The sequence below is a fragment of the Pseudomonas sp. 67(2021) genome (genome assembly GCF_017491835.1).
Taxonomy (GTDB): domain Bacteria; phylum Pseudomonadota; class Gammaproteobacteria; order Pseudomonadales; family Pseudomonadaceae; genus Aquipseudomonas; species Aquipseudomonas atacamensis.
In genome coordinates this window covers 94,147-115,292 of sequence record NZ_JAFGYL010000007.1, presented here as the reverse complement: position 1 = coordinate 115,292, position 21,146 = coordinate 94,147, and the positions used below count along the sequence as shown (strand labels likewise).

The window sequence follows — 21,146 nt, the reverse complement described above, 5'->3', positions numbered from 1 at the left end:
CGACCTGATCGTTCCCATGCTCTGCGTGGGAATGCAGCCCGGGACGCTCTGCGTCCCAAGATCGCAGCCTTCGGCAGCTCCTACAGGGGCCAGAATCTTGGCGGGCTCAGCCGAGCATTTCGCGCAGGCGATACCAGAACATGCCCAGCGCCAGCAGCGGCGAACGCAAGGCCGGGCCACCGGGGAAGGTCATGTGCGGCACGCCGCTGAACACGTCCATGCCCTGGCTGTGCCCGGCATGAATGGCTTCGCCCAACAGTTTCGCGCACCAATGGGTGACGTTGAGGCCATGGCCGGAATAACCCTGCGCGTAAAACACGTTCGGGTGCTGTTTGAGTCGGCCAACCTGGGGGAAGCGATTGGCGGTAATGCCGATCTTGCCGCCCCATTGGTAGTCGATGTGCACATCGGCCAGTTGCGGGAACACCTTGAGCATTTTCGGGCGCATATAGGCGGCGATGTCCGCCGGATCGCGCCCGGAATAATGACAAGCGCCGCCAAACAGCAACCGTCGATCAGACGAGAGTCGGTAATAGTCCAGCCCGACTTTTTGATCGCACAGCGCTAGGTTCTGCGGAATCAACTGGGCGGCGCGGCTTTCGTCCAACGGCTCGGTGGCAATGATGTAACTGCCAGCGGGCAGAACTTTGCCGCTGAGTTTCGGCTCGAGGTCATCCAGATGCGCGTTGCAACCAAGCACCAGGCTGCCGGCGCGCACTGAACCCGTGGCGCAGCGCACCTCGACGGTCGGGCCATGGAAGATTTCCAGCACCGGACTCTGCTCAAAGATACGCATGCCCAGCGCTGCCGCGAGACGCGCTTCGCCCTGGACCAGATCCAGCGGATGCAAATGGCCCGAACCCATGTCGATCAATCCGCCGGCGTACACTCCGGCGTCGACCACTTGCTCACGGATCTGCTGCGGGCCGACCAGCCTGGTTTGGTGGGCATACTCGAGTTCGGCGAGACTGGCCTGTTCCTGCTTGAACGCGGCGAATTGCGCGGCGGTGTTGGCCAGTTCGCAAAAGCCCCAGCGCAGATCACAGTCGATGGCGTTTTCAGTGATGCGCTGGCGCACCAGCTCCACCGAATCGATACCGGCGCGCTGCAGATAGCGCACGCCGTCCTGGCCAACGTAACGGGCGAAACCCTCGACTTCATGGCCGATACCGCGAATCAGCTGACCGCCATTGCGCCCGCTGGCGCCCCAGCCGATACGTCGCGCCTCGAGCAACACCACCGACAGACCGCGCTGGGCCAGCTCAATCGCGGTATTGACGCCAGTGAAGCCGCCACCGATTACGCAGACGTCGGCAAGCAAATCACCATCCAGCGCAGGGTAGGGCGTGCTCGCCCGCGCAGAAGCGGCGTAATAAGAGCCGGTGTGTTGTGCGCTGTGCTGATTCATTTGTTCGACTTCACTTTGCTCCACGACCGGGTCATCAGACGCATGATCGCCTGGGGCGGGGTCGAGGAAATGTAGAGTTTGTCGAGCACCGACTGCGGCGGATAAACCTCAGGGTTGTTGACCAGTTCCTGATCCATGAACGGCTTGGCCGCCGGGTTCGGATTGGCGTAGCCGACGGTGGCGCTGACTTTGGCGATCACTTGCGGATCGAGCAGGTAGTTGATGAAGGCGTGCGCCTCTTTGGCGTTGCTCGCATCGGCTGGGATCGCCAGCAGATCGAACCACAGGTTGGCGCCTTCCTTGGGGATGGCGTAAGCGATATTCACATCGTTCTTGGCTTCCTTGGCGCGGTTGGCTGCCTGGAACACATCGCCGGAGTAACCGAACGCAACGCAGATGTCGCCATTGGCCAGGTCCGACACATACTTGGAAGAATGGAAATAGGTGATGTACGGGCGGATGCTCAGCAGCTTGGCTTCGGCCTTTTTGTAGTCTTCAGGGTTTTCACTGCGCGGGTCCATGCCCATGTAGTTGAGGATGGCCGGGAAGACTTCGTCGGCGGAGTCCATCATCGACACGCCGCACTGGCTGAGCTTCTTCAGATTTTCGGGTTCGAACAGCACGGCCCAGGAGTCGATGTGGTCGATGCCGAGCACTTGCTTGACCTTGTCGACGTTGTAACCGATGCCGTTGGTGCCCCACAGATAGGGAACCGAGTGCGCATTGCCGGGATCATTTTTCTCAAGCAATTCAAGCAGTTTTGGGTCCAAGTTCTTCCAGTTTGGTAACTGTGAACGATCGAGCTTCATGAACGCCCCGGCCTTCACCTGGCGGGCGAGGAAGTGGTTGGACGGCACTACCACGTCGTATCCGGTGCGACCGGCGAGGAGTTTGCCTTCAAGGGTTTCGTTGGAGTCGAAGACGTCGTAGATCACCTTGATCCCGGTCTTGCTCTGGAAGTCGGCGAGGGTGGTTTCGCCGATGTAGTCGGTCCAGTTGTAGACACTGACCTGGGGCTCGGCGTGGGCTACGGCACTGAACAGCACGCTCAGCGCGACCGGGAGTACGGATTTCAATAGACGCATATCGACACCTCTTCTTGTAATGATCGTTCCCACGCTCTGCGTGGGAATGCCGCAACGGACGCTCCGCGTTCGGCTTTGGATGGGACGCAGAGCGTCCCGGGATGCATTCCCACGCGGGAGCGTGGGAACGATCGACTGTGCGGCCGTCTTCGCGAGCAGGCTCGCTCCCACAGGGACGGGCGCGGGGTCAGACGCTGAGCAGCAGGAACTCCCGCTCCCAGGAGCTGATCACGCGCTTGAAGTTTTCATGCTCGGCGCGTTTGACCGCGACATAACCGCGGACGAACTTGCTGCCCAGGTACTCGGCGACCTTCGGGCACTCTTCCATCTGCGTCAGGGCTTCTTCGATGGTGATGGGCAGGCGCAGATTTCGCCGTTCGTAGGCCCGGCCTTCGACCGCCGCGCTCGGCTCGATCTTCTCGACCATGCCGATGTAGCCGCACAGCAGGCTTGCGGCAATCGCCAGATACGGGTTGGCGTCGGCGCCGGGCAAGCGGTTCTCCACGCGCATCGATTCCGGCCCCGATGTCGGCACACGAAGGCCGACGGTGCGGTTCTCCTCGCCCCATTCGACGTTGACCGGTGCCGAGGTGTCCGGCAGGAAGCGGCGGAACGAATTGACGTTCGGCGCGAACATCGGCAGGACTTTCGGGATGTACTTCTGCAAGCCACCGATGTGATGACGGAACAGCTCGCTCATGTTGCCCTCGGCATCGGCGAAGATCGGCTGGCCCGTCGCGATCTCGACCACGCTCTGGTGCAGATGCATGGCGCTGCCAGGCTCGTCGCCGATCGGCTTGGCCATGAACGTCGCGGTGACGTTGTGCTTGAGCGCCGCTTCGCGCAGAGTGCGCTTGAACACGGTGATCTGGTCGGCCAGATCCAGCGCATCGCCATGACGGAAGTTGATTTCCATCTGCGCCGGGCCGTCTTCGTGGATCAACGTGTCGAGATCCAGGCCTTGCAGTTCGCACCAGTCGTAGACGTCTTCGAACAGCGGATCGAATTCGTTGGCGGCATCGATCGAGAACGACTGGCGCCCGCTTTCCGCACGGCCCGAACGACCCAGTGGTGCCTTGAGCGGCAGGTCCGGATCTTCACAGCGCTGGGTCAGGTAGAACTCCATTTCCGGCGCGACAATCGGCTTCCAGCCCTTGTCGGTGTAGAGCTGCAGGACTTTCTTCAGCACGTTGCGCGGCGACAGTTCGATCGGATTGCCAAACTTGTCGAAGGTGTCGTGGATGACGATGGCGGTCGGCTCGATGGCCCACGGGATGACATACACGGCGTCGGAAACCGGCTTGCAGACCATGTCGATGTCAGCCGGGTCGAGCAGGTCGTAGTAGATGTCGTCGTCGACAAAATCCCCGGTTACCGTTTGCAGCAGCACGCTTTCCGGCAGGCGCATGCCGCGCTCATGCAGAAACTTGTTGGTCGGTGCAATCTTGCCGCGGGCGATGCCGGTCAGGTCGCTGACCACGCATTCGACTTCGGTAATCTTGTGATCTTTCAGCCAGGTGAACAGCTGATCGAAAGGGGCGTTCATAAAGACCTCGTTATTGGTTTTGTAGACGCCGGGGAGGGCGGGTTTCATCTTCCGCCCCTTCCCCTGTGGCGCGTTGGCGACTATCTTGGGCGCGGCTTGCGATTCCATCTATCCACTTTCAGCAGCACCAAAGCGCACCAAAAGAGTGCGCAAGGTCACCCCATGACAACGTGCAATCCGCTTCAGGTTCAAGCGTTCAACACCGCCGACGTGGCCGAGCAAATCCGCGCGACACCGGGCTGGGTCCAGCATTACCAGCAGATGTCGCCGGGACATTTCGCCGGGCAGATTCGCTATCTCGATCTGCAGGGCGTCGAGGTTTACGAAGAACAGATGAACACCCGGGTCGAGCAGAATTTCAGTGCGCCATCCGGTGCTCTGGCGTTCTGTTTCGATCGCAGCGACAACGCGCTGTACCTGCTCAACGAAGAGAGCCGCAACATCTGGATCACCCCGGAGAACTACCGGGAAATCGCTGTGGTGTTCGGTCCGGATTTCGTCCGCGAGCATGGTTTGCAAGTGGCAAAGCTCGAGGGTTTGTTCATGGCGCCGCTGAACTGCGGCCAGAACGCTTTGTTCAGCGGCTGGTTAAGCTCGATTCTCACGAAGTTGTCGCAAGCTGCTGATCCACTTGATAAAGATCGTCTGACTCAACAGTTGCTTGAGGACTGCCTGTTTATCCTTGATAACGCTCACACCAGCCTTGATCGCAGCGGATTGCAGCGACGCAACAACGAACGCCAGATCATCAAAAGAGTAGGGGAGTGGGCGGCTGATTCGCCGGAAGACACGGTTAATCTGCTCGAACTTTCTCACGTTGCCGGCGTGCCGCTGCGCCAGTTGCAACAGGCTTTCAAGGCCTACACCGGGATGACCCCGAGCCACTGGTTACGGCTGAGGCGGCTAAACAGTGCGCACCGTGAATTGCTCAAGCGCAGGCCCACGGAAACCACCGTTGCGGAAGTGGCGATGCGCTGGTCGTTCTGGCATCTGGGGCGGTTTTCCAGCAGTTACCGCGCGCTGTTCAAGGAGCTGCCGAGCGAAACGCTCAAGCGCTGAGCAGAAAAAGGCTTTGTGTCCATCGAGAAGTTAAATAGAATCAGTCTCATTTGAATCTACCTTCGCGCAGGGTCTCTTGAGATGATTGAAGCCACGTCACCGTCGGAGCAGAGCCTGCAACAGTTGTATCGCGAGCACCGTGGCTGGCTGGAAACCTGGCTGCGCCGGCGCATGGGCAATGCGTGGGATGCGGCGGACCTCAGTCAGGACACCTTTCTGCGCGTCCTGAGCAACGCGCCGCCACTGGCCGAGTTGCGCGAGCCGCGCGCGTATTTGCTCACCGTCGGCAAACGCCTGCTGAGCAATTTCTACACGCGGCGCCATCTGGAAAAAGCCTACCTCGACGCCTTGGCGCATTTGCCAGAAGCGTGCGCACCGTCGCCGGAACAGCGCTGGTTGCTGCTGGAAACCTTGCAGGCGCTGGATGAATTGCTAGATGGCTTGCCGCGTGCGGTGCGTCGGGCATTTCTTTGGAGTCAACTCGAGGGCCTCGGCTATCGCGAGATCGCCGAGCGTTTACGGGTTTCTGAGCGCACGGTGAAACGCTACATGGCCCAGGCGTACGAGCATTGCTTGCTGGTGGATCTGTGATGCGCGTTGCCCCCAGCGAGGAAACGCGGGAAGTGGCGCGGGCCGCAGCGCAATGGCTGGCACTGCTCGAGTCAGGCGCTGCCAGTGATGAAGATCACGCCCGATTGCAGCATTGGCGCGCCAGTGACAGTCGCCACGAGAACGCTTGGCAGAAAATCCAGCAGCTTCGCCAGCGTTTCGCAGGTTTGCCGCCGACACTGGCCATGGCCACCCTGGATCGGCCGGATCCGGCGCGGCGCGCGGTACTCAAGCGTGCCTTGGGCGTGGCGGCGCTGGTGCCGGCGGCGTGGTTGATCAGTCGGGAGCTGCCGCTGGAGGCCTGGCGCGCCGATTTGCACACCAGCACTGGCGAGCGGCGCAAAGTGCAGTTGGCCCAGGATTCTTCATTGCAACTCAACACCGACAGCGCGGTGAATGTCGATCTGCCTGCACGTCAGCTGACAATGATTCGTGGCGAGATGACGCTCAACGTGGCGGGCGATTCAGCCTTTATCGTCAACGCGCCTTATGGGCGGATGATCGTCAATCACAGCGACATCTCGGTGCGCCTCAATGCACGCGATTGCCAGGTCTGCGTGCTGCGCGGTTCGGTGCAATTGCAGCCGCTGCACGGCCCGGCGCTGGTATTGCAGCAGGGCCAGCAAGTCAGCCTGCAAGCTTCGGGCGCGGGGGCAGTGACGGCATTCGATGCGTTGATGCCCGGTTGGCGCGACGGTGTGCTGATGGCGCAAAACCAGCCGCTAGGTGATTTCCTTCGCGAGCTGAGTCGCTACCGCTCGGGCGTGCTGCGCTGGGATCCGGCGCTGGAATCGCTGCGCATCACCGGCAGTTTCCGCCTCGACGATACCGATCAAGTGCTGGCACTGCTGGCAGCCAGTTTGCCCGTCGATGTGCACACGCGAACGCGATTTTGGGTGTCACTGGTGCCGCGCGCAGAAAAAACTGGCTGAAGCCTGTCCCTTTTTTTCGCCTCGCTGGTCATTCCAGGCAAGTGAACAAAATCGAGAGCTTCTTCCAATGCCCGCAGTATTTCCAGGTCGTTTGCGTCCGTTGTTGCAGTTGAGCCTTTTGCTGAGCCTGAGTGCCAGCCCCGTGTTGATCCAATCGAGCTGGGCCGACGATGGCAGCCGCCGCAGTTATCAGGTGCCGGCCGGTAGCCTGAGTGCCGCGCTGACGCGGTTCGCCGGTCTCGCTGGGGTCAATCTTTCGGTGGATCCGGCGCTGGTCAGCGGCCGCAACAGCAGTGGATTGTCCGGCGAGTTCGGTGTGGAGGAGGGGTTTAGTCGGTTGTTGCTGGGCTCCGGTTTGCAGCTGCAACCGGTCGGTGATCAGGCTTATACGCTAGTGCCCGCAGCAGAAGGCAGCACCTTGCAGCTTGCGCCGACATCGATTTTCGGCGCGAGCGGTTCAGCGGATGCCGACGTGTTTGCTGGCGGTCAGATCGCGCGGCGGGGGTCGCAAGGGCTGTTGGGCTCCAGGGATTTCATGGAAACCCCGTTCAGCATGACCACCTACACCAGCGAAACGGTGAAAAACCAACAGGCGCGCACGCTCGGCGATCTGATCAGTACCGACCCTTCGGTACGCGCCACCAACCCGGCCGGTGGCCGCTACGAGCAATTCACCATCCGTGGTTTCAGCCTGTTCAATAGTGACGTTGCCTACAACGGCCTATACGGTGTGTTGCCGACTTACACCATCGACATGGAAATGGCCGATCGCGTCGACATCCTCAAAGGCCCGAGCCAATTGATCAACGGGATTTCGCCTCGGGGCAGCGTAGGAGGGGGGATCAACGTCGTGCCGAAGCGCGCGACCGACAAGCCGATCACCTCGCTGACGGCCAACTACGCCTCGAACAATCAAGTCGGCGGCGCGGTGGATGTCGGAAGGCGTTTTGGCGAAGACAATCAGTTCGGCCTGCGCTTCAACGGGGTCAAACAGTCCGGTGATACCGAATGGGATCATCAGAGTGTCGATCGCGACATGGCAGTACTCGGTCTGGATTTCCGTGGAGATCGCTTGCGACTTTCCACTGATATTGGCCACACCGAACGCGACACCGACGCACCGCAGGAACGCGTGCAAGTCGCCGCCAATGCCAAAGTGCCAAACGCCAATGATGTGCGCGATAACTATGCGCAACCCTGGAGCCGGGCGCGCACCAAAGACACTTTCGGCACGGTCAACGGCGAGTTCGATGTCAGCGATTCGGTCATGCTGTATGGCGGCGTCGGCGCACGCAAAAGCAATCACGACTTCTTGCGCCATGCCGTTTCGGTGAGCAACGACGCCGGTGATTTCAGCGTTCAGCCGCGCGACTTCACTCGCGACGAGAACGTCCGCACGGCTACCGCTGGCGTTCGTAACTGGTTCCAGACCGGGCCGGTCAGCCATGAAGTGAACCTGGCGGCCAACTACTTTTATATGGACTTCGAAAACGGCGGCGCCCGTTACGCGGCCGGGCGCAGTAATCTCTACGACCCGGTGGAGATCGCCAGACCCGGCACGCCGACCCGCAATGACGCCAAGGTCTACACAGAGAACCGCTTCAGCGGCGTGGCGCTGTCCGACACGCTCGGCTTCTTCGACGATCGTCTGTTGCTGACTTTGGGGGCGCGCTGGCAGCGAGTCAAAGTCGATGACTGGAGCGACGGAATCAAGGGCGACACGGCTTACGATGAGGAAAAAGTCTCGCCATCGGGCGGGATTCTGTTCAAGGCGACGGACAAACTTTCGCTGTACGCCAACTACATGGAAGGTCTGAGCCAAGGCAAGATCGCGCCATCGACGTCTATCAACGAAGACGAAATCTTCCCGCCATTCATCAGCCGCCAGGTCGAAGTCGGCGCCAAATACGACGCGGGCTCATACGCGCTGACGGCAGCGATGTTCCGCATCAAACAGCCTGCGTACGAAACCAATGCGACCACACGAGTCTTCGGCCCGAACGGCAAGCGTGAGAACAACGGCGTAGAACTGAGCATGTTTGGCGAACCGCTCAAGGGGTTCCGATTGCTCGGCGGTGTGATGTACATCGACAGCGAACTGACCCACACCACCAACGGCACATTCGACGGCAACCGCGCACCGGCGACACCGAAATACAACGTCAACCTCGGCGCGGAGTGGGACGTGCCGACTGTGCAGGGTTTGACACTGACCAGCCGTGGAATCTATTCGAATTCGCAGTATCTGGATCAGGCGAACGACAAGGAAATCGACTCCTGGGAGCGGCTCGATGTAGGCACACGCTATGCTTTCAAGCTGGACGAGAAGACGATCACCTTGCGCGCCAATGTCGAAAACGTGCTGGATAAACGCTATTGGAGCTCGGCGGGTGCTTCGGATGATAGTGAGCCGGGATTGACGCTTTCGACGCCGCGAACGTATCTGCTGTCGGCGACGGTAGACTTCTAATGGAGTAGGGTAAATGCGTCGATTATCTTCGAAAATACGTTAACTACACTAAATGACCGTTTAGTTGAGCTAACGAAAAAATCATTACCGATAACGGAGAAGACCATGATTCAGCGCAAGCCGAACGCAACTGATGTAATTGCTGCGCTGAATCTACAGCCTCATGTCGAGGGCGGGTATTACCGCAGAACCTATCAAGCCGATCACCGTGACTGCCTCGAAACGCAGCAAGGCCCGCGATATCTGCTGACCTCGATCTACTATCTGCTTACTGAGCAATCGCCAGTGGGCCAGTTTCATTTCAACCAGTCCGACATCCTGCATTATTTTCAGTTGGGCGACGCCATCGAATACAACCTGATCCACGCCGACGGCTCATTGCAAACGCTGGTAATGGGCAGCGATGTTTTGGCTGGTCAGCAACTGCAGTTGCACGTACCGGGTGGAATTTGGAAAGCCTCTCGATTACTGGAAGGCTCAAATGGCTTTGGCTTGATCAGCGAAGCGGTTTCGCCTGGGTTTGATTTCGCAGACATGGAAATCGGTAATCGCGCAAAACTCACGGCACAGTTTCCGCAGCATGGTGCGCTGATTGAAAAGCTGACGCGTGATGATGGATGAGGGCTGTAGATTGGGAAGAATGCAGTTTGTAGGGGAAGCTGGTTTTGAAGCGGCCAACGTAGATTCAAATCTCCTGGGCAACCACGCTGACCTTGTAATACTTTGTTACGTGTAATGTATATTATGTTAAATGATGGATGCGAATGGCCTCAGGCTTTAGATATCAGATCCACCACTCCCAACCTCTCAGTCTAAGCAACGCCATTCGTTTGCAGCTTCAACAACCAATGTCTCTCGGTAGTCCATCCGATAAAAACCTGAGCACCTTCGCTTGCTTGGCGAGCCTCGGTCAACGGTGCGCCAGAAGCCGCTACTCGCAACCCTCTAATCGCCGGCAGGAACCTTTCACGAAATCCACCAGGCTGAATCGCGAAATGTGCTTCGATACGTTCAATCGCGTATCGCCTTTCTGTCTCATCGAGCATCGCTAGATAAAACACCATCTGCCGCCACGCGTACGCCGTATTTTTGATCATCACCAAGCTGGAGTGATAAAACCGCAACTTCATCTGCTGGCGTATGCATATCCATCTGAAGCATTCCTCGGCCATCGAAGCCAAGCGATCCTTCAACAGCGTTTTCAACCCAAGCTCACCAAATAAGAGCGCAAGGTTTTGCGTCGTCAGGATCTGTTGTTGCTCGATGATTTTCCCGTTAATCGCCGGCCGCCATGTACCCAAGCGCTCATCAGCCCTCTGAGCGCACAATCTGGCCAATGCGTCCCTGGAACTAGCGTCAGGTCTGGAGAACCTTTTCCGCCTGGATTTCGGTTGATCAGGAAGCATCGCCAATTGGCCTGCATCAATGTCGTAGTAATTGGCGTATAGCGTGCCACCTGTCAAAGATGCCGCCTGCCTGGCAGATCTTATGTACTTGTTCGAGAAAGTGCCCATGAAAATGTCCGAGGCGACCTCTTCCACAAAAGGCAGATCCAGCTTGGCCATCGCACCAAGCGCAGCAAATTCCTGAATGAGTTTGTTGGGCAGGATCGCTTGAGGAAAAGCGCAAAGAGTCATTGCTGCGGATTCGATCAGGAACTGTTTCGCTGCTTCAGCGACCACCGCGTCCGTTTCTCGCTGGTCTTCAACAGCCGCCACCCACGGCAATTCATTCATCCTGACCTGACTTTGCAGATCCAACAGCAACAATGATCGGCGTTGTCGAAAGGCGCGATAGGTTGCGACAGAGAGCATCCGCAGCGACGTATCGCGAAATCCTGCGCTGCAGATCTCAGCCGTAATCGCTGGCAGCAGCCGCGCCACAGTATCCCCGGATGTAATCAATTCCTTATCGATCAACTCGGCAATTGTGCCCTTTCGACACCGCTCGACGCGTCGACGAATACCAGGAGGAATGCCGCTACCTGTTAACAGCGAATATGCGGTCGCTTCTTCGCAGGTAACGGGTTGCAACAGAGATGAAAAGTCGGAAACTCCGTCCGAACCGGGATACCTGCTCAGACGTGCGGCAACCGCTTTAGCAAATAGATGGTGACCGGGTACGGACACGTGACTGCGTTGAGACTCTCTGTGCTTTTGATGAGATTCGGATTCGGGATGACCATGCTTGCGTACGAAATCGTCGACGATCCTGCGAATTCGTCCGACTTGTCGTCCGGTAAGCAACGCCGCATCGCTGGCGCAAACCCCCAGCAGTGCAAACAACTCCCCTACCCGATCCCGCCGGTTTTCAGCTTCACACGGAGCGCTGGGGCAAGAAGCATCGAACTGCCGCTTCAGAGTATTCGCCTGCTGAAACCAGCCCTGGGGGTACCAACGACAAGGCCAATCATCCTGGTACGTTAAAAGGAAAAGCGACACCGCCGCGTCGTAGAGCGGTAAACGAGTTTCAACGACATGCTTCTGCACTGCCACGCGCGCCTGTGCCGGGCGATTTGAAAGTAGGGCCCTGACATTACCGACAGTAAAAACCTGCACTTGCCCTGCTGAAAGCGGCAAACCGTCAGAAGCCATCGGAAAGAATCGCAGCTGTTGAAAGAAAGGCGCTATTGCTTCAACCAGATCCCATGCGTTCTCTGTACGTTGCTGCCCCAGCAACCAGGCCACGGTCAGCAGTGCAGTTTCTTCGGGCACCTCGATTTGATAATCCCCGCTCGCCAGCTTCGTTTGCAGTACCTCAATCCCCTCCTCCGTAAGGTGCCAAGTGTTGAGATCGAGTCGCTCGAAACCAGGACGGATACCTGGAATCGAAGCAGCCAGCTGTCGCTCGTAATCGGTCAGTGCCCCCCCGGCCAAGAACTGCCCAGTGGCGAAACCTCCAGTGACGACTTCCAGCGTGACCCACTCAGGCACATCCGCGAATGGCGTTCGTGAGCCATACGACGCGGATCCCTGCAATATGTGCTCGATTACATTGCGCCAGCGCTCGATGCGCTTGCTTGTCTGTCCGTTATTGTCGAGGCCCGGTGCAGCGAGTGCTCGAGACAGTTGAAAAGCTGCATAGCCGGCACCTATGCCGGCATTAGCATTCGATTCCCTATCGTCCTTGGGCATGAGTCCTTCCGCGCCTGCGATGTTGTGGGTCCGGGGGCTGGATTCGAACCAGCGCCCACCCGGTTAAGAGCCGAGTGTTCTACCGCTGAACTACCCCGGAACAGAGCGCGGATTGTCCATCAGCGCTGAACGATTGTGAAGATCAAAAACGTTGCCGCTTGTGAACCTGAACGTAATCACTGGAACTCGTGTGCTCAGTCGTCAAATGCCGCGATATTTGCTCAAGTACTCGCCGCTCAGCGTCGCGGACCGATGCTGTGACCACGCAGGCGGTTCACCACCCGATTAATCTCCCCTACCACCCGCCCCGTCGCCTCCTCGATCGTCCCCTCATTCCGACACAAAAACCAACCCTGATCGGCAGCGGCCAGCTCAAAAGCCTCAGTACAAGCGACATGCTCCTCCAGACCGCGAAGCACAGTGCTGCTCAAGCCGCGCCGGCGTGCCCCTGCCCTCGCCCACGAAATCTCCGCCGCTGTAACCACCCCGACATGCAGGTCTGGCACCTGTACGTTGCGGTCAATGTTCAATTGCAGGATTTCAGCAAACGGGACTATCCGGCGAAACGCGGCATCGGACGGGTACCAGCGATCGATGAGGATGATGCTGTCGGCGGGTTGTTTGGTCAGCACGTGCTGGGAAATCCAGCGGCGGCTATCAGCCAGGCGTTGGCAAACTTCCAGCTCCAGATTCCGGTCGGGATGTCGGACGAGTCGGTTCACCAGCTGCATTGTCTCGCCCCTGAACGGGTCGCTTTTTTTCTCGCACAGTCGGATGACTTTCTGGTTGTCTGCCCTCAGGACTTCAGTGATGGCCTCCAACAGCGAGGTTTTGCCGACGCCTTTGGGGCCATCCAGAGCGACAAACAGCGGACGAGTCATTTTTCTCACAGGCTTTAACGGGGAGTAGCGCGCACTCTAACGGATTTTCAGGTTGAACCTCTGTTGCTCAGACGGACTCCCAAACTCAAATCCAGGAGAAACCTATGACCCAGACAGCTCTAGTCGTGGGCGCCAGCGGCATTGTCGGCAGCGCCATCACCCAGTTACTCATCGACAACCAGTGGCAGGTTGCCGCGCTATCGAGACATCCATCGCAAGCGCAAGGCGTGATCCCTGTCGCGGCAGACCTTCAGGATCCTGCTTCTCTGGAACAGGCGCTGAGGGATGTGAGACCCACGCATGTGTTCATTACTACATGGTCGCGGCAAGCCACGGAGGCCGAGAACATTCGCGTCAATGCCGCCATGGTACGCAACGTCCTCGCCGCCATTCGCCCAGCCAAAAGCGTCAAACACGTAGCACTGGTTACCGGCCTGAAACACTATCTCGGCCCTTTCGAAGCCTATGGTAAGGGCAGCCTGCCACAGACACCGTTTCGCGAAGAACAGGGTCGTCTGGATGTCGAGAATTTCTATTACGCTCAGGAAGACGAACTCTTCGCCGCAGCTGAAAAGGACGGTTTCACCTGGAGCGTGCATCGCCCGCATACCGTCACGGGGGTGGCCGTGGGCAATGCGATGAACATGGCGACCACCCTCGCCGTCTATGCCTCGATTTGCAAACACACCAATCGCCCTTTCGTATTTCCAGGATCAAAAGTGCAGTGGGACAGCCTCACCGACATGACCGATGCGCGGCAGTTGGCGAAACAGCAACTGTGGGCGGCCACCACGCCGGCTGCGGCAAATCAGGCATTCAATATCACCAATGGCGATGTATTCCGGTGGAAATGGATGTGGAGCCGAATTGCCGAATACTTCGACCTGCCTGCTGCTGACTATCCCGCGTCACCCTCGCCTCTAGAAAAGCAGATGGCGGACGATCAAGCCGTATGGACGCAAATAGTCGCCGATCACGGTTTGAAAGAGTCCGACATTGGACGCCTGATTTCCCCATGGCATACAGATGCAGACCTTGGCCGGCCCATCGAAGTGGTCACGGACATGTCGAAAAGCCGCCTGATGGGCTTCACTGCCTACCAAGCGAGCGATCAGGCATTTTTTGACGTGTTCGACAGGCTGCGGGAGATGCGCTTGATACCTTAGGCGGTTCCAGAAAGATAAGGTGGGCACCTGGCGTGCCCCCCTCATTCAACAGTACTTTCCACGCCCTCGCCCCTCCCCTCATCTGCGACGTTCATTCGCCCTGCGAAATCCTCCTGCCAGTCACCGGCAGAACGCAGCCAATCGTATATCCCAACTCCAAAATAGCGCCTTCGACAGGCACTGCTCTGTATCCAAGTGTGTACGGACGCAAACACGTTACACAACATTGATCTTCCCGCCCCCTCAGACACAAGCGAGATACACCAGCACGATGAACTGCGCTCACGGCCAGCGCAGTGCTCCTGTGCCTGACACCTGTCATTGGGAGCACCTGAACGGCTTCCACTTTCTTGACGACGAGTCGGAGGATTAAACCCATGCAAACAAACGCGTCATCGGTCTTGAATCGGCTGCAACTTAATCTCGATCGCGCTGGAGACTGGGTAGCCCCTTTAAGCCTGCGCGTTTTTCTGGCCTGGGAGTTTTTTGAAGCGGGATGGGAAAAGTGGAACGGTGAGAACTGGTTCCCGAGCATTCAAGGGGCCTTTCCTTTTCCCTTCAATCAGCTGCCGGCTACGTTCAATTGGCAGTTATCCATGTGGGCAGAACTGCTCTGTTCCATCGCTTTGCTTGTAGGCCTGGGAACACGCCTCTCTGCACTGATCCTCATAGTGGTCACCGTCGTGGCAACTGCCGCAGTTCACTGGCCAGCGCACTGGTCGACGTTGAGCGAACTGGCTATGGGGTACTCCATCAGCAACAAAGGCTACGGCAATTTCAAGCTGCCGTTGATCTATCTCGTCGCACTTCTGCCATTGGTATTCACAGGCGCCGGCAAGCTGAGCCTGGATGCATTCATCGGTCGGTATCTCAAGCGTTTGAATGCACGCTGAGTGTTATCGCGTCACCGAGGTTATCGCTCTCACCCCCCGCTAGTTAATCAGGAGTTTCACCATGACCCATATTGATAAAGTGCTGTACACCGGCAAAGTCCATACCTCTTCGGGTGGTCGCAATGGCACCGCCCTCAGTGACGATGGCCGACTGGATATAAAGCTGTCGTCGCCTGGCACCTCTGGTGCCGGGACCAACCCAGAGCAGTTGTTCGCCGCAGGTTGGTCGGCCTGTTTTATCGGTGCAATGGGACTAGCGGCGAGCAAGCTGAAAGTCACCCTCCCGGTTGACCTTGCGGTCGACGCCGAAGTGGATCTAGGCACAACCGATGGCGCTTATTTCCTCCAGGCTCGCCTCAACGTCTCCCTTCCCGGGCTGGATCGCAACGTCGCTCAAGACCTGATCGACACCGCACACCAGACATGCCCGTACTCCAAAGCGACGCGGAACAACATCAACGTGGTGATCAACCTCGTTTGAGCAGAACCGTGGCGGGTTTCAATCACCCGATTCACACCCCCGGCTGCCAGCGGTAACCGTGGAGGTGCTGTGGATCGGGGGTTCCAGACGTCGAATCGGAGTATTGAGCTCATGCAAACGAACACTTCATCACCAACCCATTTAGATCCACAGCTCCCCGTTGAGGCGACCGTCGGGCTGGGATTGCGCCGTGCGCTGCTTAACACGCTTCGTGACGCTCGAGTCGGGGATTTCGATTTTCTGGAGGTTGCTCCAGAGAATTGGATCGGCATCGGCGGCGCTCATGGTGAGGCTTTGCAGTTGCTGGCTGAACGCTATCCGCTGTCATGCCATGGCCTGTCACTGTCGCTGGGTGGCAGTGCACCGCTGGACGAATCTTTTCTTGAGCAAGTCCGCGGGTTTCTCGATCGCTTCAACGTGCCGTTCTATAGCGAACACCTGAGTTACTGCAGTGACGATGGCCATTTATACGACCTGCTACCGTTGCCATTCACTGAGGAGGCCGTTCATCACGTTGCTGCGCGCATCCGTCGTGCACAGGACATTCTCGGTCGTCGTCTTGCTGTAGAAAACGTCTCCTACTACGCCGCTGCTCATCAGGACATGGACGAACTCACTTTTACCAATGCAGTGCTCCGCGAGGCCGATTGCGACCTGTTGCTCGACGTTAACAATGTGTACGTCAACTCAGTGAATCACCGCTTCGATCCAGCGGTTTTCCTCGCCGGCCTGGAACCAGAACGCGTAGTCGCCATGCATGTGGCTGGCCATTACGACGAAGCTGATGACCTGATCATCGACACCCATGGCGCCTCGGTCAAACCAGTAGTCTGGTCATTGCTGGGACAGGCTTATGACCTTTTCGGCGTGAAGCCAACCCTGCTGGAGCGCGATTTCAACTTTCCGTCCTACGACGAACTGGTGGCTGAGCTGAACACCATTAGGCGCTTGCAACGCGACGCCAATGCTTTGGTGCGGGTGACCGTCGATGGCTGACTCCCCTTCAAGCCTGCACAGTCAGCAGCTCGCACTGACCCGGTACCTGCGTGACCCGGACAGTTATGCGCCACCTGCGCAGATGAATCCCGAGAGAGCGCAGGTCTATCTCAACTTGGTGTTGAACAATCTGTTGGGGTTGCTGGGTGGAACGTTTCCGGTGCTGGTTGCCGTGCTGGGTGATGACGGTTGGCGTGCACTGGTACGACGTTTTTTGCGTGATTACCGCGCGCAAACGCCACGCTTCGGAGAAATTGCTCGTGAGTTTGTAGACTTCGTAGCGAGCCTGGAGGACTCGCCTGATCACGAACACCCCTGGTACCCGTTCTTGCCCGAATTGGCTCATTACGAGTGGGTGGAAATGGCGCTGCAACAGTTGGACGCTGCGCCGTTAAAGGCCAGTGATGCGGCGCATTTACTCGACCGTCCCCTCAGGCTCTCCCCGCTCGTCTGGCCGCTGGCTTACATTTGGGCCGTACATCGTCTCGCGCCAGGTCACTTGCCTTCTGAACCGCCAGAACAACCGACGTTGCTGCTGATCAGCCGTGTGCCGAGTGGCCAAGTGCAATTCTCCCAGGTCAGCCCTCTCGCGTTCCGTTTGTTGCAGCGGATCGAGCAGTTCCCTGACATGGATGGTCGAGCGCAGTTGCAAGCTTTGGCTGCGCAGGCTGGTGCTTCAGACGTGACCGGCTTCGTCGCTGACGCACTGGTGCTGCTGCGCCAGTTGCATGCGCAAGCTGCCGTCGGCGTAGCCGCGACACCCGCTTTAAAGCTGTTGTCCTGACTGACGAGCAAAGGCTGAGATCGGTTTTTGTATCTCTATGTACCCAAACGCTAAGTCTTGGGATTGGCTTACAAATGCTCCGCTCGCCGATACATGGCCGATACATGACTCCCGCTAAATAGGCCTACCCGAACTAGGACGCTCTGTCGAAGTGGACGACGCTTGCGCCCTTCGCCTCGAGCGTCCTTGAGGGTCTATCCGCCATGTGGCAAGAACCGCGGCGTCGCCGCGCAAAGCATCTGGAGAAGCACTATGTACCGTAAACCAATGTCGAACAAAACCAGTCTTGGCCTGGCCGCAATTGCTTTAGCCGGTGGCATGAGCCTGGCATCGTCCGCCGCTTTTGCTGTTGAGCCATTGCCCCAAGGCTACCAACTGGCATCGGCCGATAAAACCGGCGAAGGCAAGTGTGGCGAAGGCAAATGCGGGGCCAGCGAAGCCAGCGACAAGTCCGCTACTGCCGAAGGCAAGTGCGGTGAAGGCAAATGTGGCGACGACTCTTTCGCTCGCACAGATACCGACCATGATGGCCTCGTCTCTCTTAAAGAGCTGCTGGCTGTAGCACCTCAGGGCGGTGAAGAATTCAAAGCGATGGACACCAACCACGATGGTTTTCTTTCGGAAGGTGAGGTCTACAAGTTCAGAACCAACCAGTACATTTCCAACGGCAAGAAAGTACCCACCGAGCTATTTACCCGCATGAGCAAAGCGCAGAACTGATTCCTCCCGCCGTAGCACTCGCCCTCCCCGCGCCTGCAGCCAGGGAGGGCGATTTACCTTCTGCAAAGCCCTCAGTTGTATTGATTACATCGCGTTATAAGTGATGTTCTCCGCCCCTGATTTATCCCCTGAACGCAACACTCTAAAGTCCATCCCACTGCTCCCCTCATCATGTCGATGGGGCGCCTACTGGAGACTTATCCCATGCCTTTCATCAGCGTTCGTATCACTCGCGACGGCGTTACCAAAGAACAGAAATCCCAAGTCATCGCCGAGATCACCAAAACCATGCAAACAGTCCTCAACAAGGACCCGCACCTCACCCATATCGTTATTGAAGAGGTCGACACCGACAACTGGGGCTATGCCGGAATTACCACCACCGAGTACCGCCAACAACTGACGGAGTCGAAGAAATGACCTTCCCCGTCAGTATCGACTTTGTGTCGGATGTGGTGTGCCCCTGGTGCGCACTCGGCGCCACGGCGCTGGAACAAGCCATCGCGAACGTTGCCGGCGAGGTTGCCGTGGAGCTGACCTTCAAGCCCTTCGAACTGAACCCGGACATGCCGGCCGAGGGCGAGCACGCCATCAAGCACATGATGCGCAAATACGGGCGCAGCGCCGAAGAAGTCGCCTCGCGCAATGAAATGATCGTCGCGCGCGGCAAAGCCATCGGTTTTCAGTTCGACCTGGAAAAGCGCAGCCATTTCTACAACACCTTCGACGCCCATCGCCTTCTGCTCTGGGCCGTGCAGGAAGGCCGCCAGGTCGCGCTGAAGAAAATCCTGATCGAGGCTTATTTCACCAATGGCGAGAACCCCAGCGACCACGAAACACTGGTGCGCCTGGCCGGTGAAGCGGGACTTTCTACCACCCGCGCCCGCGAGATTTTGACTAGCGAGGCGTTCGCTCTCGAGGTCCGTGAACTTGAAAGTTTTTACCTTCAGCGCGGGATCAACTCGGTCCCGGCCATGGTACTGAACGGTCGTCAGTTGGTGTCCGGATCGCTATCCGTCAAGGAATACGAACAAATCCTCAGGCAAGTGGCACGAGAGTGCGCCGTAGCCTGACAAAGCGATTTACCAGCACGATGCCCGGGCGAGCCCACGGCATCGGTCACTCAACTTGCGTGGAGTACATCGTCATGTCGAACGCCTCTTATCCGCTGAACCGCACCGCTTATCTGCTGGTCGATCCGTACAACGATTTTCTCTCGGAAAACGGCAAGGTCTTCCCCTTGATCAAGCCGATTGCCGAACAGGTCGGGCTGCTCGACAACCTGCGAGCCCTCGATCGCGCCGTACGAGCGCAGAACATTCCAGTGGTCATCGTGCCGCACCACCGCTGGGAACATGGCGACTACGAAGGCTGGGATCATCCAACACCGACCCAGTGCAAAATCATGCACATGCACCACTTCGCACGTGGTGAATGGGGCGGCGAATGGCATCCCGATTTCGCGCCGAAGGACGGCGACATTGTCGTGCAGGAACATTGGGGCTCCAGCGGCTTTGCCAATACCGACCTTGATTTTCGCCTGAAGCAGAAAGGCATCACCCACGTGATCATCGTCGGCCTGCTCGCCAACACCTGCATCGAAGCGACCGCCCGCTACGCCTCGGAATTGGGCTACCACGTCACGCTGGTGCGCGATGCGACCGCCGCATTCCGCGCGGAAATGATGCACGCCGCCCATGAGTTGAACGGGCCGACTTTCGCTCATTCAATCGTGACTACCCAAGAATTGATTGAGGCGCTGGCAGCGCAGGAGTAATGGCGATGAACCTCAGAGGACAACTGATCATCGGCGCAGAAAACGTCGCGGCCACTGCCGGCACGATGAAGGCGCTCAACCCTGCAACTCATGAATGGATCGAGCCGGACTTTGCCCTGGGCGACGCGGCGCACGTGCATCAGGCTGCCAGACTCGCGGACGAGGCGTTCGACAAGGACGCCACCCTCGCCATGCTCTTGATAATTCAATACGCCCCCAACTCGGTAGCTATTGCGCCGGTACTCCCTCGATCAAGTACACATCCGTTTTGGCTGAACGCTGACGAATTTTCCTCAACTCGGTGTATTCCTTAGAGTCGTACCAAGCCTGGGCTTTTTCGATGCTCGCAAACTCGATGACGACACGGCGACGCTTTGGCGCTTCACCCTCAAGCGAAATGGTCTTTCCTCCACGCACGATGAAATGCCCGCCATAGGGTTTGAAGGTTGATTCGACCTGCGCACTGTAAGGCTTCATCCCTTCGGGATCGGTAACCTCAAACTCGGCAACATAGTAGGCAAGTGGTGCCGCCAACTCGGCGTCTGTCGCCATCACACGACAGCTGCCCACCGCAAAATACGCCAGTCCTGCCATCGCTACCGCCATTGCCTTTGATTTTTTCATTGCCTTCCTCCATTGATAAATCAGCGTGCCCAGCGGGCAATCCGTTACGGGCCAGGCCGTGGACTAAGCTCGATTGGTGTTGTTTCAATCAAACGCTTCGACAGAATCATCGACTTCGTAGCAACGGCGTATTTTTTGAAATGCGGCGATTCGATATGGCTTCGATATGCCGTGTCGCTGGCGTAGATTTCGAAAAAATGAAACCAGTTTGGGCGGTCGACTTCGGCGACCGCGTAGATAGATATGACGCCCGGCTCTATTCGAGTCGATTCCGCGATTTCCTCTCTGACTGCGGCCTGATAGGCCGCAACCTGTGCAGGATCGATTTCAAGTTGCGCGACGCGTACCACCAAGCCGTTTTCCTCGGCGGCCAGCGCTTGTCCTGCAAGTAATCCAGCCAAAGCGATCACTCCCAATAAACGTTTACCCATCAGCTTTCCCCTTCCTTTTGAATAACCCGGTCAGCAGGATGATGGTGGACAACGCAGTTACCGTCATCATTCTTGTTTTGGGTGGATTCGATTCCAACATGTAGCTCTTCCTTTGATGTACGGGTGAAAGTCAGGCATGGCTTGAATCAG

The 21,146-nt window shown here is 57.8% G+C and carries 21 protein-coding genes, 1 tRNA gene and 1 pseudogene; 15 read left to right on the top strand and 8 right to left on the bottom strand.

Annotated elements, in window-relative coordinates; genetic code table 11:
* Nucleotides 1-106 precede the first annotated feature (106 nt).
* The 3 genes from J5M66_RS11785 to J5M66_RS11775 all read right to left on the bottom strand — a co-directional run bounded on the left by J5M66_RS11785 (nucleotide 107) and on the right by J5M66_RS11775 (nucleotide 4,039).
* Entirely contained in the window at nucleotides 107-1,408 is a 1,302-nt protein-coding gene (locus tag J5M66_RS11785) for an FAD-binding oxidoreductase (protein ID WP_207809603.1), read from the bottom strand.
* Nucleotides 1,405-2,493, bottom strand: coding sequence for a polyamine ABC transporter substrate-binding protein (locus J5M66_RS11780; protein ID WP_207809601.1), 1,089 nt, complete (start codon nucleotides 2,491-2,493; stop codon nucleotides 1,405-1,407). Before J5M66_RS11780 ends, J5M66_RS11785 begins: the two co-directional genes overlap by 4 nt.
* Nucleotides 2,494-2,680: 187 nt before the next feature.
* Nucleotides 2,681-4,039: a glutamine synthetase family protein gene (locus tag J5M66_RS11775; protein ID WP_016774729.1), complete on the bottom strand. Its 1,359-nt coding sequence runs from the start codon at nucleotides 4,037-4,039 to the stop codon at nucleotides 2,681-2,683.
* Between the two features lie 162 nt (nucleotides 4,040-4,201).
* On the opposite strand from J5M66_RS11775, the gene J5M66_RS11770 reads away from it, so the two are divergent.
* The 5 genes from J5M66_RS11770 to J5M66_RS11750 all read left to right on the top strand — a co-directional run bounded on the left by J5M66_RS11770 (nucleotide 4,202) and on the right by J5M66_RS11750 (nucleotide 9,730).
* Nucleotides 4,202-5,098: a helix-turn-helix domain-containing protein gene (locus tag J5M66_RS11770; RefSeq protein WP_122507352.1), complete on the top strand. Its 897-nt coding sequence runs from the start codon at nucleotides 4,202-4,204 to the stop codon at nucleotides 5,096-5,098.
* 81 nt (nucleotides 5,099-5,179) lie between these two features.
* Nucleotides 5,180-5,689, top strand: coding sequence for a sigma-70 family RNA polymerase sigma factor (locus tag J5M66_RS11765; RefSeq protein WP_207809598.1), 510 nt, complete (start codon nucleotides 5,180-5,182; stop codon nucleotides 5,687-5,689).
* Entirely contained in the window at nucleotides 5,689-6,639 is a 951-nt protein-coding gene (locus J5M66_RS11760; protein WP_207809596.1) for a FecR domain-containing protein, read from the top strand. Before J5M66_RS11765 ends, J5M66_RS11760 begins: the two co-directional genes overlap by 1 nt.
* Nucleotides 6,640-6,706: 67 nt before the next feature.
* A complete protein-coding gene (locus tag J5M66_RS11755; RefSeq protein WP_207809594.1) occupies nucleotides 6,707-9,109 on the top strand; it encodes a TonB-dependent receptor in 2,403 nt (800 codons plus the stop codon).
* Nucleotides 9,110-9,214: 105 nt separating this feature from the next.
* On the top strand, nucleotides 9,215-9,730 hold the full coding sequence (locus J5M66_RS11750) for a cupin domain-containing protein (protein ID WP_207809592.1): 516 nt from the start codon (nucleotides 9,215-9,217) through the stop codon (nucleotides 9,728-9,730).
* 191 nt (nucleotides 9,731-9,921) lie between these two features.
* On the opposite strand, the gene J5M66_RS11745 is transcribed toward J5M66_RS11750, so the two are convergent.
* The 3 genes from J5M66_RS11745 to J5M66_RS11735 all read right to left on the bottom strand — a co-directional run bounded on the left by J5M66_RS11745 (nucleotide 9,922) and on the right by J5M66_RS11735 (nucleotide 13,124).
* Nucleotides 9,922-12,243: a hypothetical protein gene (locus tag J5M66_RS11745; RefSeq protein WP_207809590.1), complete on the bottom strand. Its 2,322-nt coding sequence runs from the start codon at nucleotides 12,241-12,243 to the stop codon at nucleotides 9,922-9,924.
* Between the two features lie 25 nt (nucleotides 12,244-12,268).
* Nucleotides 12,269-12,343: transfer RNA gene (locus J5M66_RS11740), tRNA-Lys, on the bottom strand.
* A gap of 136 nt (nucleotides 12,344-12,479) precedes the next feature.
* Nucleotides 12,480-13,124, bottom strand: a complete 645-nt coding sequence (locus J5M66_RS11735; protein ID WP_207809588.1) for a dTMP kinase — start codon at nucleotides 13,122-13,124, stop codon at nucleotides 12,480-12,482.
* Between the two features lie 104 nt (nucleotides 13,125-13,228).
* On the opposite strand from J5M66_RS11735, the gene J5M66_RS11730 reads away from it, so the two are divergent.
* From J5M66_RS11730 to J5M66_RS26970, 10 genes and pseudogenes are all read left to right on the top strand, one after another.
* Complete coding sequence (locus J5M66_RS11730) at nucleotides 13,229-14,290, top strand: SDR family oxidoreductase (RefSeq protein ID WP_207809586.1); 1,062 nt, start codon at nucleotides 13,229-13,231, stop codon at nucleotides 14,288-14,290.
* Between the two features lie 377 nt (nucleotides 14,291-14,667).
* Nucleotides 14,668-15,183: a DoxX family protein gene (locus tag J5M66_RS11725; protein WP_207809584.1), complete on the top strand. Its 516-nt coding sequence runs from the start codon at nucleotides 14,668-14,670 to the stop codon at nucleotides 15,181-15,183.
* 61 nt (nucleotides 15,184-15,244) lie between these two features.
* On the top strand, nucleotides 15,245-15,664 hold the full coding sequence (locus J5M66_RS11720) for an organic hydroperoxide resistance protein (RefSeq protein ID WP_024012970.1): 420 nt from the start codon (nucleotides 15,245-15,247) through the stop codon (nucleotides 15,662-15,664).
* 111 nt (nucleotides 15,665-15,775) lie between these two features.
* Entirely contained in the window at nucleotides 15,776-16,660 is an 885-nt protein-coding gene (locus J5M66_RS11715) for a DUF692 domain-containing protein (RefSeq protein ID WP_207809582.1), read from the top strand.
* A complete protein-coding gene (locus tag J5M66_RS11710; protein WP_207809579.1) occupies nucleotides 16,653-17,444 on the top strand; it encodes a putative DNA-binding domain-containing protein in 792 nt (263 codons plus the stop codon). The genes J5M66_RS11715 and J5M66_RS11710 overlap by 8 nt, the downstream gene beginning before the upstream one ends.
* Before the next feature lie 252 nt (nucleotides 17,445-17,696).
* Complete coding sequence (locus J5M66_RS11705; RefSeq protein ID WP_041480354.1) at nucleotides 17,697-18,164, top strand: hypothetical protein; 468 nt, start codon at nucleotides 17,697-17,699, stop codon at nucleotides 18,162-18,164.
* Nucleotides 18,165-18,368: 204 nt separating this feature from the next.
* A complete protein-coding gene (locus tag J5M66_RS11700) occupies nucleotides 18,369-18,584 on the top strand; it encodes a 4-oxalocrotonate tautomerase family protein (RefSeq protein ID WP_016774741.1) in 216 nt (71 codons plus the stop codon).
* Entirely contained in the window at nucleotides 18,581-19,237 is a 657-nt protein-coding gene (locus J5M66_RS11695) for a DsbA family oxidoreductase (protein WP_207809578.1), read from the top strand. Before J5M66_RS11700 ends, J5M66_RS11695 begins: the two co-directional genes overlap by 4 nt.
* 74 nt (nucleotides 19,238-19,311) lie before the next feature.
* Entirely contained in the window at nucleotides 19,312-19,941 is a 630-nt protein-coding gene (locus tag J5M66_RS11690) for an isochorismatase family cysteine hydrolase (protein WP_207809576.1), read from the top strand.
* Nucleotides 19,942-19,946: 5 nt separating this feature from the next.
* Nucleotides 19,947-20,114, top strand: a pseudogene (locus J5M66_RS26970) (aldehyde dehydrogenase (NADP(+))); the annotation flags it as partial.
* Nucleotides 20,115-20,169: 55 nt separating this feature from the next.
* Here the strand turns inward: J5M66_RS26970 and J5M66_RS11685 are convergent.
* Nucleotides 20,170-20,565 carry a DUF1330 domain-containing protein gene (locus J5M66_RS11685; RefSeq protein ID WP_207809574.1) on the bottom strand — a complete coding sequence of 132 codons (396 nt, stop codon included), beginning with the start codon at nucleotides 20,563-20,565 and terminating at the stop codon, nucleotides 20,170-20,172.
* 44 nt (nucleotides 20,566-20,609) lie between these two features.
* Nucleotides 20,610-20,996: an antibiotic biosynthesis monooxygenase gene (locus J5M66_RS11680; protein WP_110645302.1), complete on the bottom strand. Its 387-nt coding sequence runs from the start codon at nucleotides 20,994-20,996 to the stop codon at nucleotides 20,610-20,612.
* Nucleotides 20,997-21,146: the final 150 nt, after the last annotated feature.